General features: G+C 70.6%; 12 protein-coding genes and 1 tRNA gene. 6 read left to right on the top strand and 7 right to left on the bottom strand.

Translation table 11 applies throughout. The features are described 5' to 3' along the window. The first annotated feature begins 22 nt into the window (after positions 1 to 22). Positions 23 to 994: a helix-turn-helix transcriptional regulator gene (locus ACZ5XS_RS31085; RefSeq protein ID WP_468656891.1), complete on the top strand. Its 972-nt coding sequence runs from the start codon at positions 23 to 25 to the stop codon at positions 992 to 994. A gap of 33 nt (positions 995 to 1,027) precedes the next feature. Here the strand turns inward: ACZ5XS_RS31085 and ACZ5XS_RS31090 are convergent, their stop codons facing one another. The 3 genes from ACZ5XS_RS31090 to ACZ5XS_RS31100 all read right to left on the bottom strand — a co-directional run bounded on the left by ACZ5XS_RS31090 (position 1,028) and on the right by ACZ5XS_RS31100 (position 3,934). Next, the gene (locus ACZ5XS_RS31090) at positions 1,028 to 1,789 is read right to left on the bottom strand and encodes a hypothetical protein (protein WP_468656892.1); all 762 of its coding nucleotides are present in this window, start codon (positions 1,787 to 1,789) and stop codon (positions 1,028 to 1,030) included. A gap of 12 nt (positions 1,790 to 1,801) precedes the next feature. Beyond that, positions 1,802 to 2,407 (bottom strand): TetR/AcrR family transcriptional regulator, encoded by a 606-nt coding sequence (locus ACZ5XS_RS31095; protein ID WP_468656913.1) that lies wholly within the window; start codon positions 2,405 to 2,407, stop codon positions 1,802 to 1,804. 531 nt (positions 2,408 to 2,938) lie between these two features. Further along, positions 2,939 to 3,934 carry a sigma-70 family RNA polymerase sigma factor gene (locus ACZ5XS_RS31100; RefSeq protein WP_217236211.1) on the bottom strand — a complete coding sequence of 332 codons (996 nt, stop codon included), beginning with the start codon at positions 3,932 to 3,934 and terminating at the stop codon, positions 2,939 to 2,941. 173 nt (positions 3,935 to 4,107) lie between these two features. On the opposite strand from ACZ5XS_RS31100, the gene ACZ5XS_RS31105 reads away from it, so the two are divergent. Further along, complete coding sequence (locus ACZ5XS_RS31105; RefSeq protein ID WP_217236212.1) at positions 4,108 to 4,626, top strand: GNAT family N-acetyltransferase; 519 nt, start codon at positions 4,108 to 4,110, stop codon at positions 4,624 to 4,626. 65 nt (positions 4,627 to 4,691) lie between these two features. Here ACZ5XS_RS31105 and ACZ5XS_RS31110 read toward each other — a convergent pair whose 3' ends face one another. Then, the gene (locus tag ACZ5XS_RS31110; protein ID WP_468656895.1) at positions 4,692 to 5,483 is read right to left on the bottom strand and encodes a dioxygenase family protein; all 792 of its coding nucleotides are present in this window, start codon (positions 5,481 to 5,483) and stop codon (positions 4,692 to 4,694) included. 143 nt (positions 5,484 to 5,626) lie between these two features. On the opposite strand from ACZ5XS_RS31110, the gene ACZ5XS_RS31115 reads away from it, so the two are divergent. Next, positions 5,627 to 6,136 (top strand): MarR family winged helix-turn-helix transcriptional regulator, encoded by a 510-nt coding sequence (locus ACZ5XS_RS31115; protein WP_468656896.1) that lies wholly within the window; start codon positions 5,627 to 5,629, stop codon positions 6,134 to 6,136. Positions 6,137 to 6,230: 94 nt separating this feature from the next. Here ACZ5XS_RS31115 and ACZ5XS_RS31120 read toward each other — a convergent pair whose 3' ends face one another. Together ACZ5XS_RS31120 and ACZ5XS_RS31125 are read right to left on the bottom strand one after the other, a co-directional pair. After that, complete coding sequence (locus ACZ5XS_RS31120) at positions 6,231 to 7,760, bottom strand: MFS transporter (RefSeq protein WP_468656898.1); 1,530 nt, start codon at positions 7,758 to 7,760, stop codon at positions 6,231 to 6,233. A 214-nt stretch (positions 7,761 to 7,974) separates the two neighbouring features. Then, entirely contained in the window at positions 7,975 to 8,619 is a 645-nt protein-coding gene (locus tag ACZ5XS_RS31125; protein WP_468656900.1) for a TetR/AcrR family transcriptional regulator, read from the bottom strand. A 360-nt stretch (positions 8,620 to 8,979) separates the two neighbouring features. On the opposite strand from ACZ5XS_RS31125, the gene ACZ5XS_RS31130 reads away from it, so the two are divergent. After that, positions 8,980 to 10,257: a M6 family metalloprotease domain-containing protein gene (locus tag ACZ5XS_RS31130; protein ID WP_468656901.1), complete on the top strand. Its 1,278-nt coding sequence runs from the start codon at positions 8,980 to 8,982 to the stop codon at positions 10,255 to 10,257. Between the two features lie 101 nt (positions 10,258 to 10,358). After that, positions 10,359 to 12,068 (top strand): IclR family transcriptional regulator domain-containing protein, encoded by a 1,710-nt coding sequence (locus tag ACZ5XS_RS31135; RefSeq protein WP_468656903.1) that lies wholly within the window; start codon positions 10,359 to 10,361, stop codon positions 12,066 to 12,068. A gap of 25 nt (positions 12,069 to 12,093) precedes the next feature. On the opposite strand, the gene ACZ5XS_RS31140 is transcribed toward ACZ5XS_RS31135, so the two are convergent. Next, positions 12,094 to 12,717, bottom strand: coding sequence for an NADPH-dependent FMN reductase (locus ACZ5XS_RS31140; protein WP_468656905.1), 624 nt, complete (start codon positions 12,715 to 12,717; stop codon positions 12,094 to 12,096). A gap of 162 nt (positions 12,718 to 12,879) precedes the next feature. Between ACZ5XS_RS31140 and ACZ5XS_RS31145 the strand changes: the two genes are divergently transcribed. Then, positions 12,880 to 12,955, top strand: a tRNA-Arg gene (locus tag ACZ5XS_RS31145). The last annotated feature ends 533 nt before the right edge of the window (positions 12,956 to 13,488 follow it).

Here is a 13,488-nt window from a genome sequence, read left to right on the forward strand (position 1 = left end):
CTTGTGCGGCATCCTCGAACTCATGACGACGGACACTCCGGCCCGGCTCCTCCAACTCCTCTCCCTCCTCCAGACGCCCCGCGAGTGGCCCGGCGGCGAGCTCTCCGACCGGCTCGGGGTCTCCCGCCGTACGGTCCGGCGGGACATCGACCGGCTGCGCGAGCTCGGCTATCCCGTGCAGGCGACCATGGGCGCCGACGGCGGCTACCGGCTCGTCGCGGGCAAGGCGATGCCGCCGCTCCTGCTCGACGACGAGGAGGCGGTCGCCATCGCCGTCGGCCTGCGGGCCGGCGCCGGGCACGCGGTGGAGGGCGTGGAGGAGGCCTCCGTACGGGCGCTGGCCAAACTGGAACAGGTGCTGCCGTCCCGGCTGCGCCACCGCGTCTCCACCCTCCAGGCCGCCACCACCCCGCTGACCAGCGGGGACGGGGCGAGCATCGCTCCGGAGACACTGACCGTGATGGCCTCCACGGTCGCGGGGCGGGAGCGGCTGCGGTTCGCCTACCGGGCGAAGGACGGGGCCGACTCGCGACGCGTGGTCGAGCCGTACCGGCTGGTGTCCACCGGGCGGCGCTGGTACCTCGTCGCCTACGACCTCGACCGCGACGACTGGCGCACCTTCCGCGTCGACCGGGTCAGCGACCCCTTCGCGACCGGGGCCCGGTTCGCACCGCGCGAGCTGCCCACGGGGGACGCGGCGGAGTACCTGCGCCGGTCGATCAGCGGCCGCCAGGAGACGTACGGCTTCACCGTGACCTTCGACGCCCCGGCCGAGGTCGTCGCCCCCCGGGTGCCGCAGTGGCTCGGCGTGCCCGAGCCCCTGGGCGAGGGGCGCTGCCGGCTGCGGGGGTCGGTCGGAGATCCGGTGGAGTGGCTGGCGGTGCGGCTGGCGATGCTGGGACACGACTTCTCCGTACAGGAGCCGCAGGAACTTGTGTGCTGCGTACGGGAGTTGGGTGCGCGTCTGGTCCGGGCGGGGTCGGACCCGGACTGACCGCGGTCCGCCTCACACCTCACGCCTCACGTCTCACGCCTCCAGCAGCGCCTCCAGCCTGGCCCGGACCTCGGCAACCTGGTCGCAGCGGAGCCGACGTGCCTCCCAGATCAGCTCGGCCGCGTCGGCCACCGCGGGGTCGTGCGGCGGCGGGCCGTCGGGCAGCTCGATGCCGGTCAGGGCCGCCAGGTCGGCGGCGGCGACACCGAGGGCGTTCGCGAAGGCCACCAGCAGTTCGGGGGTGAGCTCCTTGCGGCCGCGCCCCACCTGGCCGACGGTGGCCGCGGACAGATACGGGCCGGAGACGGCGTACAGCGCCTTGGCCGCGCCCGCCCAGGTCAGGTTCCGGAGGGCGAGCATCCGGACGAGCATCGCGCCGAAGCTTGGTGCGTACCGCTCGTACTCGGGCGGTGTCCGCCTGTCCTGCGTCCTCTCCGGCCGCGTCCGCGCCTCCTGCGGCAGCGCACGGGCGAACGCGAGCAGTGCGCTCCTCCGCTCCGGCGACAGCTCCCTCGACCGCATCGCGATCCAGGGGACACGGCCGCCCGCCAGGGGGTCCAACGGGGCCCAGTCCGGCGGCGGTTCCAGCCCGGCGATCACGAAGAGGTCCGGGACGCGCAGGGCGAGTACGGGAGCCAGCCGGTGCAGCACTGCGGGGCTCGGTGCCGCGCCGTCGAACACCGGGCGCAGCTCGGCTTCGGGGACCGCGGCCTCCGCCGCCAACGCCCTGATGCCGAGCCCACGACGAGCCGCCAGACGGGCCAACAGCGCACCAGAACCCGGGTGTTCAGCCATCGCGTCCGCCCTTCAGGCCCTGCGCTCCACCCACGGGAACGCGCCGAGTGCCCCGAGGTGACGTAGCGCCAGTTCCGCCGGCCCCTCGGATCCGGAGGCCGGGGCGTCTCCCGTGGCCCACGCCTCGACCGCCGTACGGACCGCGGCACTCGCCACCGCGGCGGCGAAACGCAGGTGGGGCGCGACGGCGAGGGAAGCGGCAACGTTGTCGTCACTCGGCGCAAGCCGCTCCGCCAACACGTCGGCCAGCGTCCGCTCCGCCGACCGGCACACCTCCGCCCACACCTTTCCGAGCCCCGGGTCGGCCTCCGCCAGCCGGATCAGGGTGCGCACCCACTCCCAGGACGCCGCGGACACCCCGACGCCCGGCGTCAACGTGTGGCGGGCCGCGTGTTCCAGGGCCTGCGGCAGGGACAGCTCGGCGGGTGCCTCGCGGACCGCCTCCGCCCAGCGCTGGGCGCCCGCCGCGTAGAGCGGGGCGACGGCCTCCTCCTTGGTCGCGAAGTAGCGGTAGAAGGTGCGCGGGGCGATGCCGGCGGCCTGGGCGATGTCCTCGGCCCGGGTGGCCCGCAGGCCGTGCTTCACGAAGAGTCCGGCGGCCGCTCGGGCGATGTCCATGCGGGTCGCGGCCTTGCGTCGTTCGGTGAGGGAGACGGTGGTCGCCGAAACGGGGTGGGTGGGGCTGCTCACGTTCGGCAGGCTATGCCCATGTGACAGAATCTGCCATCCGGCGGGTCACCCCGGGGTTCAGGTACGGGGTGGCCCGCCTTTCAGCCTGTCGGGCCTTTCAGTCTGTCGGGCCTTACCAGCCTGTCGGGCACCCGGCCGGCACAGCGCGGAACCGGCGCGCGGGGAACAGAAGTGAGCCGGGCCTCGGCGCCCGGGGGGGGAGGGCGCCGAAGCCCGGCTTGGAACGTCCCGGCGCCGGGGGGGGTGTGCGTCGGGACGTGGCTCGGTGGGTCGGGGGCCGCGGAGTCCGGCGGCGGGACGTGGTCCCGGCCCGCTCGAACTCCTGGACCCTGAAGTCTTGTTCCCTGGCTCCGCCGGTTGAAGCGGCGTTACAACGCCATGTTTGCGCTGTCTTTCGCCACCCGGCGTGCGCGGCCGCCGACGGTCGTACGCTCCCCGGCGCCGCGCCCGCGCGGGACGTCAGGCCGCCGCGTCGAACCCGGTGTCCCGCGCCAGCTTCTTCAGCTCCAGCAGCGCGTGCTTCTCGATCTGGCGGATCCGCTCGCGCGTCAGACCGTGCTCCTTGCCGACCTCGGTCAGCGTGCGCTCCCGGCCGTCCTCGATGCCGTACCGCATCTTGATGATGGAGGCCGTGCGCTGGTCGAGGCGGCCGATGAGGTCGTCCAACTCCTCGCTGCGCAGCAGGGTCAGGACGGACTGCTCCGGGGAGACCGCCGACGCGTCCTCCAGGAGGTCGCCGAACTGGGTCTCGCCCGCGTCGTCCACCGGCATGTTCAGGGAGACCGGGTCGCGGGCCCAGTCGAGGACGTCCGTCACGCGGGCCGGGTTCGAGTCGAGCTCGGCGGCGATCTCCGCGGGCTCCGGGTCGCGGCCGTGCTCGCGGTTGAACTCGCGCTGCACGCGCCGGATCCGGCCCAGTTCCTCCACCAGGTGGACGGGCAGCCGGATGGTGCGCGACTGGTCCGCTATCGAGCGGGTGATCGCCTGACGGATCCACCAGGTCGCGTACGTCGAGAACTTGAAGCCCTTGCGGTAGTCGAACTTCTCGACCGCGCGCACCAGGCCGGCGTTGCCCTCCTGGATGAGGTCGAGGAGCGGGAGGCCGCTACGGGGGTAGCGGCGGGCCACGGCGACGACCAGACGCAGGTTGGAGCGGATGAAGACGTCCTTGGCCCGCTCGCTGTCGGCCACCAGGGCCTCGAGCTCCTCGCGGGTCGCGTGCGACTTCGACTCCTCGAACCCGTCGAGAAGCTGTTGGGCGAACACACCGGCCTCGATGATCTGGGACAGCTCGACTTCCTTGGCGGCGTCGAGCAGCGGTGTGCGCGCGATCTCGTCGAGATACATGCCGACCAGGTCGCGGTCGGCGATCTCGCCGCCATGGGTGCGAACACTGCTTGCCGCGTCGGTCCCGCCGGTGGCGGACTGACGACGGGCGACGGCACGGGTTGCCATGCGTGCTCCCTTGCGATGGTGAGGTCAGCGGGTGGTCCTGTCAGACACTCGGCACTCTCCTCGGGTGCCCTGCATCCGATGGAAACAACGACTGGAATCCGGACAGAATTCCCAACCCACCCCTGTATTTTTCTGATCATGCAGTATCCTGCCCGGCCACACGAGGAGGAGCGATGCCGTCGGAACGTACAGAGGTGCAGGTCAGGCCGGGAGTCGACAGTGACCTCGTCGCTCTCACCGACATCTACAACCACTACGTTCGTGAGACGTCCATCACATTCGATACCGCGGTCTTCACTCCGGAGGAACGCCGCCCTTGGCTGCTCTCCCACCCTGAAGACGGCCCGCATCGCCTGATGGTTGCCACGCATGCGGACACACAGGAGATTCTGGGCTACGCCACATCCAGCCTTTATCGCGCGAAGCCCGCCTACTCGACCTCCGTCGAAGTCACCGTCTACCTCGCCCCCCACGCGGGCGGCCGCGGCGTCGGCACGATGCTCTACAAGGCCCTCTTCGAGGCCCTGTCCGGCGAGGACCTGCACCGCGCCTACGCGGGTATCGCACAGCCCAACGAAGCGTCCGCGCGGCTGCACGAACGCTTCGGATTCCGGCACGTCGGCACGTACCGCGAGGTGGGCCGGAAGTTCGGCCGCTACTGGGACGTGGCCTGGTACGAGAAGGATCTTTAGCGGACCGAGACCGGGACCCGGCCCCGGACCCGGCCCCGGGCCACTCCTCAGCCGAACTGCACCGATCAGCCGAACTGCACCGACCGCTTCGCCATCCCCATCCAGAACCCGTCGATCACGGACTTCTGCGAGTCCAGCTCACCGGCCACGTCCGCCGCACCCATGGTCACGAACAGCGGGGCGAAGTGCTCGGTGCGCGGGTGGGCGTACCGGCCGGCCGGAGCCTTGTGGAGGAAGTCCAGCAGGGCGTCCCAGTCACGGGTCTCCAGGGCGCGGCGGCCCCAGTCGTCGAACTCGGACGACCAGGTGGGCACTCCCCCGCCCGTGTGCCGCAGCGCGGCCAGGTTGTGGGTGAAGAACCCGGAGCCGACGATCAGCACGCCCTCGTCGCGCAGCGGCGCGAGCTTGCGGCCGATCTCCATGAGGCGGACCGGGTCGAGGGTCGGCATGGAGACCTGCAGGACCGGGATGTCGGCCTCGGGGAACATCTCCACCAGCGGGACGTAGGCGCCGTGGTCGAGGCCGCGGTCCGGGATGTCCTGGACGGGTGTCCCGGCCGTGCGTAGCAACTTCCGTACCGATGCGGCGAGTTCGGGGGCGCCGGGAGCCGCGTACGTCACCTGGTAGTAGTGCTCGGGGAAGCCCCAGAAGTCGTAGACGAGGGGGACGGGCTCGGTGGCGCCGAGGGCGAGCGGGGCCTCCTCCCAGTGGGCGGAGACCATGAGGATCGCCTTGGGCCGCGGCAGTCCGGCCGACAAGGCGGCCAGCTCTCCGGGCCAGACCGGGTCGTCCGCCAGGGGCGGGGCACCGTGACTGAGGTAGAGGGCGGGCATCCGCTCCTCGGTGGCGGCGGACATGACTGCTGCTCCCTCCGGAAGAATCTGCATGTGAGGCGGTACACGATGGTTCATTGATTCGCTTGAAACCTCAAGCTATGACATCTCCGAGGGTACGCCTCGTTTGTTTAACATTCAAGGAGAGCACTCGTACAGTGGAGTACATGAACACGGCATCCGCACCCGCTGAAGAGCCGCGCTGGCTCACCGAAGAGGAGCAGCTCGTCTGGCGCTCCTACCTGCACGCCACCTACCTCCTCGAAGACCACCTGGACCGTCAGCTCCAGCGTGACGCCGGTATGCCCCACATCTACTACGGTCTCCTCGTCAAGCTCGCCGAGTCCCCGCACCGGCAGCTGCGCATGACTGAACTGGCCAAGGACGCGAAGATCACCCGCTCCCGCCTGTCGCACGCCATCGCCCGCCTGGAGAAGAACGGCTGGGTACGCCGCGAGGACTGCCCCTCCGACAAGCGGGGCCAGTTCGCCGTCCTCACGGACCAGGGCCTCCAGACGCTGGAACAGACCGCGCCGGGCCATGTGGCGGTCGTACGGAACGCGCTGTTCGACCGGCTCACCCCGGAACAGCAGAAATCCCTCGGCGAGATCATGCAGATCGTCGCCGAGGGACTTCAGCCGAACGAAGCGGGTGCGGACCTGCCCTGGCTCCGCTGAGCGCAGCCGGGGCAGGTCCGGTGGGTCGTACGTACGAGGCGTCCCCTCCCCGTACGTACCTGTGGCCCGAAGGGTTACGACCGGGTGGTCGCCGTCAGTGCGCGATCACCGGCACTCGCATCTCGTCGTCCGCACCCTCACCGGAGCCGGCCACCACGCCGGTCTCCGGACGGCCGGTGTTGATGAAGGTCGCGGCGATCGTCGCGGCCAGGACCAGGATGCCGACGGCGAACCAGATCGCGTTGGTGTAGCCGTGCACCTGGCCCTCCAGCTGGACCAGCTGCTGCTGGGCCTGGGAACCGGCGCCGCCGATGTGGTCCTTGATGTACGCCGTCGTCGCCGAGGCGGCGATCGTGTTCAGCAGGGCGGTGCCGATCGCGCCGCCCACCTGCTGCGAGGTGTTGACCATCGCGGAGGCGACACCGGAGTCACGCGGCTCGACACCGTGCGTGGACAGGGACATGGCGGGCATGAACGCCGTACCCATGCCGAGTCCGAGCAGCACCATTCCCGGCAGGATGACACTGGCGTACGAGGTGCCGATCTCCAGCTGGGTGAGGAAGAGCATGCCGACCGCGGCGACCAGGAAGCCCGGGGCCATCAGCAGGCGCGGGGGAACCCGGGTCATCAGGCGGGTGCCGATCTGCGTGGAGCCCACCATCATGCCGCCGATCATCGGCAGGAAGGCGAGGCCGGTCTTGACCGGCGAGTAGCCCAGCACGAGCTGCAGGTAGTAGGTCAGGAAGAGGAACAGGCCGAACATCGCGATGATCGCGAGGCCGAGGGAGAGGTAGACGCCTCCGCGGTTGCGCTCGGTGATGACGCGCAGCGGCAGCAGCGGGGCCTTGACCTTGGACTCGGTGAAGACGAACGCGGCGAGCAGCACCGCCGCGGCGACGAACAGGCCGACCGTCGTGGAGTCGCCCCAGCCGTCGGACTCGGCGCGGGTGAAGGCGTAGACCAGCGTGACCAGACCGAGGATGGACAGGACGACGCCCGGGATGTCGAGCGGCGAACGGTTGCGGGCGCCGGCCGGCTCACGGATGACGAAGTACGCGCCCGCGGCCGCGACGACGGCGAACGGGATGTTCACGAAGAACGTCCAGCGCCAGTCGAGGTACTCGGTGAGCAGGCCGCCGAGGATGAAGCCCACGGCGCCGCCGCCACCGGCGATCGCACCGTAGATGCCGAACGCCTTGGCGCGCTCCTTGGGCTCCGTGAACATCACGGCGAGCAGCGAGAGCGCGGCGGGCGCGAGGAGTGCGCCGAACGCACCCTGCAGGGCGCGGGCGCCGAGCATCATCGCCTCGTTCGTGGCCGCGCCGCCGAGCGCGGACGCGCCGGCGAAGCCGACCAGACCGGCGACGAAGGTGCGCTTGCGGCCCCACAGGTCGGCGATACGGCCGCCGAAGAGCAGCAGACCACCGAAGGCGAGGGCGTAGGCCGTGATGACCCACTGCCGGTTGCCGTCGGAGATCCCCAGATCCTGCTGGGCGGAGGGCAGGGCGATGTTCACGATGGTCGCGTCGAGGACGACCATCAGCTGGGCGAGCGCTATGAACGTCAGCGCTTTCCAGCGATTGGTATCAGGGACGCCGGGCGCCTTTACGGCTGTTTCGGACATGCTTGTACCCACTTCGGGACTTCGTGACGGAAAAAGGTGTCGTGAGGGACGAGAGTCGTAAGGGATGAAAGAGATGCCTAAAGAATGTCTTCGGATGTCTTCGAGCGTCTTCGGATGTCTTCGGGTGTCTTCGGGTGTCTGCGAGGATGGCCCGTCATCGGCGACGGCCGCGGAAGTCGGTGTGCTGACCGGCGCGAGGCGCCGTACTCATCGGTCAGGCCTTGCGGAGGTCCTCCATGGTCACGGCCGTACCCGGCAGGACGGAGCGGGCCGGGGCCCGCAGTCCGTCCAGGAACAGCTGCAGATGGCGGTGTACGAAGCGGTCGATGCTGAAGCAGTCCGTGCCGGCCGGGGGCCTGCCCAGCTGGACCGCGGTGACCATCAGGTCACCGATGCCCACGTCGGCGCGGAGCTGACCGGCCGCCTTGGCCCGGCCCATGAGCTGCTCGACGAGCTGATCACAGCGCTCGCGCGCGGCCTTCAGATCGGGGTGGTGCTGGTCGAACGTGCTGGAGACCATCGGGCACAACGCGCTGATCCGCTCGTCGACGGCGGCGTGCAGGAAGCGTGCCAGCGCCTCGAACGCGTCACCGGTCTCCATCAGCGCCCGCTCGGCCGCCTCGGAGGTGCGGTCCATGACCGAGCAGACCACCTCCCGGACCAGGGCGTCCCGGTCCGGGAAGTTGCGGTACACCGTGGCGTTGCCGACGCCGGCCCGGCGGGCGATGTCGTCGAGCGGCACGTCCGGGCCCAGTTCGACGAACATCTCCCGGGCGGCGGCGACGATCCGCTCCCGGTTGCGCAGGGCGTCGGCACGCGGCCGGGGCGTCTTGCGCTGCACGGGGGTGGCGGTCTGCACGGTGTACTCCAAGGCTGTTGGCGCGTGATCAAGGACTGCGGTGCCGGGTGTGGTGCCGGGCGTGCTGGTGTCGTGCGGTCCGGCTGGTGTCGGGCGATCCGGGGAAGCTCTCCCCGCTTCGCTCGGACACAGGTCTAAACGGGGAAGTGGTCCCCGGTTATTTCCCACCCGCCCACAGATCTTGCGTGACCTGAGTCACACCCCCGTCCACCTCCATCTGCGTGCCCCACGCCATGCCCCTCCCGTCCTGAAACCCACGTTCGGGCTCCTTCAGCGCGCGCCCGCGCACCCCCCGCCACAGGGTGATCGAAAGGGCGCAGCCTTCAGATCGGCGGCTGCCGAGGACCGAAGGGGCCATGCATGCAGCCGAGCCGTCGGATACGCCCGCGCCGCGCGGCCACTCTCGTGTCCGTGACCGCGCTGACCCTCGCGGTCAGCACCTCGGCCGGCACGGGACACCTCAGACCGGCCCCCACCACGGCCGGTGCCGGTCCCATCGCCCTGGCCCGCACCTCCGCACACGTCCCCTGCATGATCAGCGGCAGCCCGACGGTCCAGATGACCGAAGGAGTCCCCACCCCCAGCGGCTACTCCCGCTCCACCGGCACCGTCCGCGCCCTCACCCTGATGATCGATTTCTCCGACGCGCCCGGTCCGGGCAGCGCGCTCGACCGTTTCCGGGAGTTCTTCCCGCAGACCCAGCAATGGTTCCGCACCAGTTCCTACGGCCGTCTCGACTACCGCCCGGAAACCCCGGTCACCGACTGGCTGCGCATGCCGGAACCGTTCCACGCCTACGGCATAGAGCGCGGGGCCCCCTTCGACCCCGGCTACCGGCAACTGGTCCAGGACATCGTCGCCACAGCCGATCCCAAGGTGGACTTCCGGTCGTACGACTTTCTGAACGTGCTGGTCACACCCAACGCCGGCCCCTCCGCCCTCGACACCGTCCTGTCCGTCACCTTCGCCGGCAACCCGGAGGCCCCGGTCGCCGACGGCGTCCCCGTGTCGAACGCGTCCTTCGTCTACTCCCGCCAGGACGACGGCTCCGGCTCCTACGACCGCACCGGCTACCGCGTCCTCCCCCACGAGAACGGCCACGTCTTCGGCCTGCCCGACCTCTACACCCAGGAGGGCGGGGGCGCGGTCGGCCACTGGGACATCATGAGCGAGGACTGGGGCGCCAACAACGACCTCCTCGCCTGGCACAAGTGGAAACTCGGCTGGCTGGACGCCCCCCAGGTGAACTGCGCCACGGCGCCCGGGACGACGGAGTACACCCTGACCCCGCTGGCCCGCCCGGGCGGCACCAAACTCGTCTTCGTCCCCCTCGACCGCCGCACCGGATACGCCGTCGAACTGCGCACCCGCGAGGGCAACGACGAGACGGTCTGCCGTCCCGGCATCCTCATCTACAAGGTCGACGCCGACATCGACACCGGCCGGGGCCCGGTCACCGTCTACGACTCCCACCGCGACAGCGGCGGCTGCACCCGCAGCCCCAACGTCCACGCGGAACTCTCCGACGCGCCCTTCATCCCCGGGGAGGAGTTCCGGGACGCGAAGCAGGGCATACGGATCGCGGTGGCGGGGGCGGAGCTCTCGGGGGACTACCGGGTACGGGTCAGCCGGGGGTAGGGGATGCTCTGGCCACTGGGCTGCGGGCTGCGGGCTGCGGGCTGCGGGCTGCGGGCTGCGGAATACGGTAGGCCTGCCCTGACTGCCGTACGGGAGAACCGATGCCCGCCGATCCGACCGACACGACCCACACGACCGACACGACCGATCCGATCCATCCAACCGATCCGGCCCGGAGCACCGCCGCCGTACCGGCCGGCTCCCCCGCCGTACCCGGCGCCGTACCCGCCGAGGCGGTCGCCCCGCTGATCCGGGGGGTCGGCGTGCTGCGGCGACTGACCGAGGCCGGCGGGACGATGAGTGCGAGCGGGCTGGAACGAGCCACCGGCCTCGCCCGTTCCACGGTCGACCGGATCACCTCCACCCTCGCGCGCATGGGATACGTCCGCCTCGACGGCCGGGACGTGATCCTCACCCCCCGCCTGATGGAACTGGGCAACGCGTACCTGTCCGCCCTGCGCCTCCCGGCACTGCTCGGCGCCCGCGCGGACGCCCTCGCCGACGAGCTGGACGAGTCGGTGTCACTGGCGGTCGGCGACCGCGACGGCATCCGCTTCCTCCACCAGGCCACCCGCCGCCGTGCCATGTCCCTCAGCTTCCGCATCGGCGACCTGCTGCCGGCCGAACGCACCGCGCCGGGCCCGCTGTTCGCGACGGAATGGACGGACGAGGACTGGCAGGGCTGGCGGGCACGCCGGGCGGCGGACCCGCAGGACCGGGCCTTCCCGGCCGTACCGCCGCGCGAACGGGCGGGTATGGACGAGGAGTTCGTCCAGGCGGTGGCACGGGCGCGGGAGAACGGCTGGACGTTGGACGACCAGTTGATCGAGCCGGGCCTGGTGGCGGTGTCCGTACCCGTACGGCATCCCGGAACCGGCCGGGTCGCCTGCGTGGCGAGCGTGGTGAGCCACACGAGCCGGCACTCGGCGGCGGACTTGCGCGAGACGCTGCTGCCGCGGCTGCGGAGAGCGGTGGCGGGCATGGAGGAGGAGCTGGACGACACGCGCACCGAGGCCGGGTCCGCGTCCGTGCCGACGCCCGTGCCGTTGCCGCCTTCCGGTCTGGCGGTCTGGACGGGGGCGTCGAAGCACGAGCTGGGCAGGCACTTCGTAGAGTCCCTCGCCCGCGGCCTGACCGTCCTGACGGCCTTCGGCGAGGGCCGGGCGGAGCTGACGCTGACGGAGGTGGCGAAGGCGACGGGGCTGGCCCGGGCGACGGCACGGCGGGCGCTGATCACGTACGAGCACCTGGGTCTGGTGACGACGGGCGCCACCGAGCGCACGTTCGCGTTGACGCCCCGCGTGCTGTCCCTGGGCTTCCCGCCCCTGTCCCGTACCTCCCTGTCCCGCATCGCGACCCCGCACCTGGCGGATCTGTCGGCGAGGGTCCACGAGTCCTCGTCACTGGCGGTCCTGACGGCATCGGGCGAGGAGATCCAGTACACGGCCCGGGCGACCACGAGCCGGGTCCTGACCGCCGACATCACGATCGGCGCACGGCTGCCGGCCGCGGCGACGGCACTGGGGCGGGTCCTGCTGGCAACGGACGTCGGGGCCGAACCGAAGGACGTACGGACCCAGGGCTACGCCCTGGTCGACGAGGAACTGGAGAAAGGCCTGCGCTCCATCGCGGTCCCGATCCGCGACCGCACGGGCAGGACGGTCGCCGCCACCAACGTGGCCCTGCACGCGGCCCGCCGCACGGTGGAGGAGATCGTGACCGAGATCCTGCCGGAACTGCGGGCGGCCGCGGACCGGATCGAGGGTGACCTGAGGGTGGCGGGCCGGTTCACGAGGGTGCCGCTGTCGTGACGGGCCGGTGCTCCCGGCCGCTGCCTCAGCCGTCATACGGCCGGGCCGCCCGCCCCTCCCGCAGGGTCAGCCCCCACCAGGCGAGCTGGTCCAGCAGAACGGCGGCGGCCTTGGCGGTCCCCTCCTCGTCGTACGGCCGCCCGCGCTCGTCGAACCTCTCCCAGGCCATGTGAAAGCCGACGGTGTCGCGCAAGGTGACGGCATGCAGTTCGGCGAAGACCTGCCGCAACTGCTCCACAGCCCGCTGTCCGCCGGCCATCCCCCCGTACGACACGAACCCGACCGGCTTGGCACGCCACTCGCTGTACACGTAGTCGATGGCCAGCTTGAGGGAGGCCGGGTACCCGTGGTTGTACTCCGGCGTGATCACAACAAACCCGTCGAGCCCGCCGATGCGCTGCGCGAGCTTCGGGGCGTCGTCCCCGCCACCACCACCGTCCGCTCGCTCGAAGGAGAGCTTGAGCTCGTCGACGAGGGCCGGTTCGGACAGGTCGATCACGTGGACCTCCATGTCGTCGCGTCGACGGATCTCTGAGAGGAACCAGGGCGCGACCTTGTCGGCGAAGCGGCCCGGCCGGGTACTGCCGATGAGGACGCCGATCCTGAGCGGGAGCGGCTTGGTCGTGGCGTACGGCGCTGTCTGAGGCATGCAGCAGAACGTAGAACCGGAACCTAACTCGAGGTCAAGCGCACGAGGTGCGCGCCTGACGACAAGGAGCAGCCGTCCACTGCCCCGCGGCGGCTCCCCACCCGCCACCCCCGACCGCCCACCGGTAAAGGACCAGCCCCACCCGCTACACTGAACGCCGTCGCCTTCGTAGCTCAGGGGATAGAGCACCGCTCTCCTAAAGCGGGTGTCGCAGGTTCGAATCCTGCCGGGGGCACCAGAAAGTACCAGGTAATGGGACATATCGACCCTCCGTGAGTGCCACGGAGGGTCGTTTTTGTCCCAGATGGGAACCTGACGGGAACGGCACGATGGGTGCCTTTGAATAACTCTACGTCGCCGACGCGATTCGGTTTTACGAGCCTTTGCCCGATTCAGTGACCAGCTACCGCGGCTGGTGAGCTGCTTCCTGGGCGACGCTGAGCACAATGTGGCGGCGGTGGGCGATTCGCGCATCGTCTGCCGCGAGTCGTGCGGGTTACCGAGTACCAGGGTGCCGACGGATCAGGTCTACCCCGGCCGACCGCTGGCACCAGCTCTCCGCAAACCAGAAGGCGGTCGATGTCTCTCAGACGCCATCCGCTTATCGATCACGGAGTTGGTCTGCTCGAACAGGGTTCCTGATTGGGTGATCGCGGGAGAGTCGGCGCATGACAGCAGACACCTCACGATGCCAACGCGTCAAGCGGCGGCAGCGAGTTCGGTGGGGAACGCGGTGTGTTCGTCGAACAGCTGGCGGCGCTGGAGGCAGTG

The sequence above is a fragment of the Streptomyces sp. NPDC033131 genome (assembly GCF_055578365.1).

Coding starts and splice junctions, on each gene's coding strand:
- ACZ5XS_RS31085 (WP_468656891.1), top strand. CDS start 23: ATGACGACGGACACTCCGGCCCGGCTCCTCCAACTCCTCTCCCTCCTC.
- ACZ5XS_RS31090 (WP_468656892.1), bottom strand. CDS start 1,789: ATGGCTGAACACCCGGGTTCTGGTGCGCTGTTGGCCCGTCTGGCGGCT.
- ACZ5XS_RS31095 (WP_468656913.1), bottom strand. CDS start 2,407: ATGGACATCGCCCGAGCGGCCGCCGGACTCTTCGTGAAGCACGGCCTG.
- ACZ5XS_RS31100 (WP_217236211.1), bottom strand. CDS start 3,934: ATGGCAACCCGTGCCGTCGCCCGTCGTCAGTCCGCCACCGGCGGGACC.
- ACZ5XS_RS31105 (WP_217236212.1), top strand. CDS start 4,108: ATGCCGTCGGAACGTACAGAGGTGCAGGTCAGGCCGGGAGTCGACAGT.
- ACZ5XS_RS31110 (WP_468656895.1), bottom strand. CDS start 5,483: ATGTCCGCCGCCACCGAGGAGCGGATGCCCGCCCTCTACCTCAGTCAC.
- ACZ5XS_RS31115 (WP_468656896.1), top strand. CDS start 5,627: ATGAACACGGCATCCGCACCCGCTGAAGAGCCGCGCTGGCTCACCGAA.
- ACZ5XS_RS31120 (WP_468656898.1), bottom strand. CDS start 7,760: ATGTCCGAAACAGCCGTAAAGGCGCCCGGCGTCCCTGATACCAATCGC.
- ACZ5XS_RS31130 (WP_468656901.1), top strand. CDS start 8,980: ATGCAGCCGAGCCGTCGGATACGCCCGCGCCGCGCGGCCACTCTCGTG.
- ACZ5XS_RS31135 (WP_468656903.1), top strand. CDS start 10,359: ATGCCCGCCGATCCGACCGACACGACCCACACGACCGACACGACCGAT.
- ACZ5XS_RS31140 (WP_468656905.1), bottom strand. CDS start 12,717: ATGCCTCAGACAGCGCCGTACGCCACGACCAAGCCGCTCCCGCTCAGG.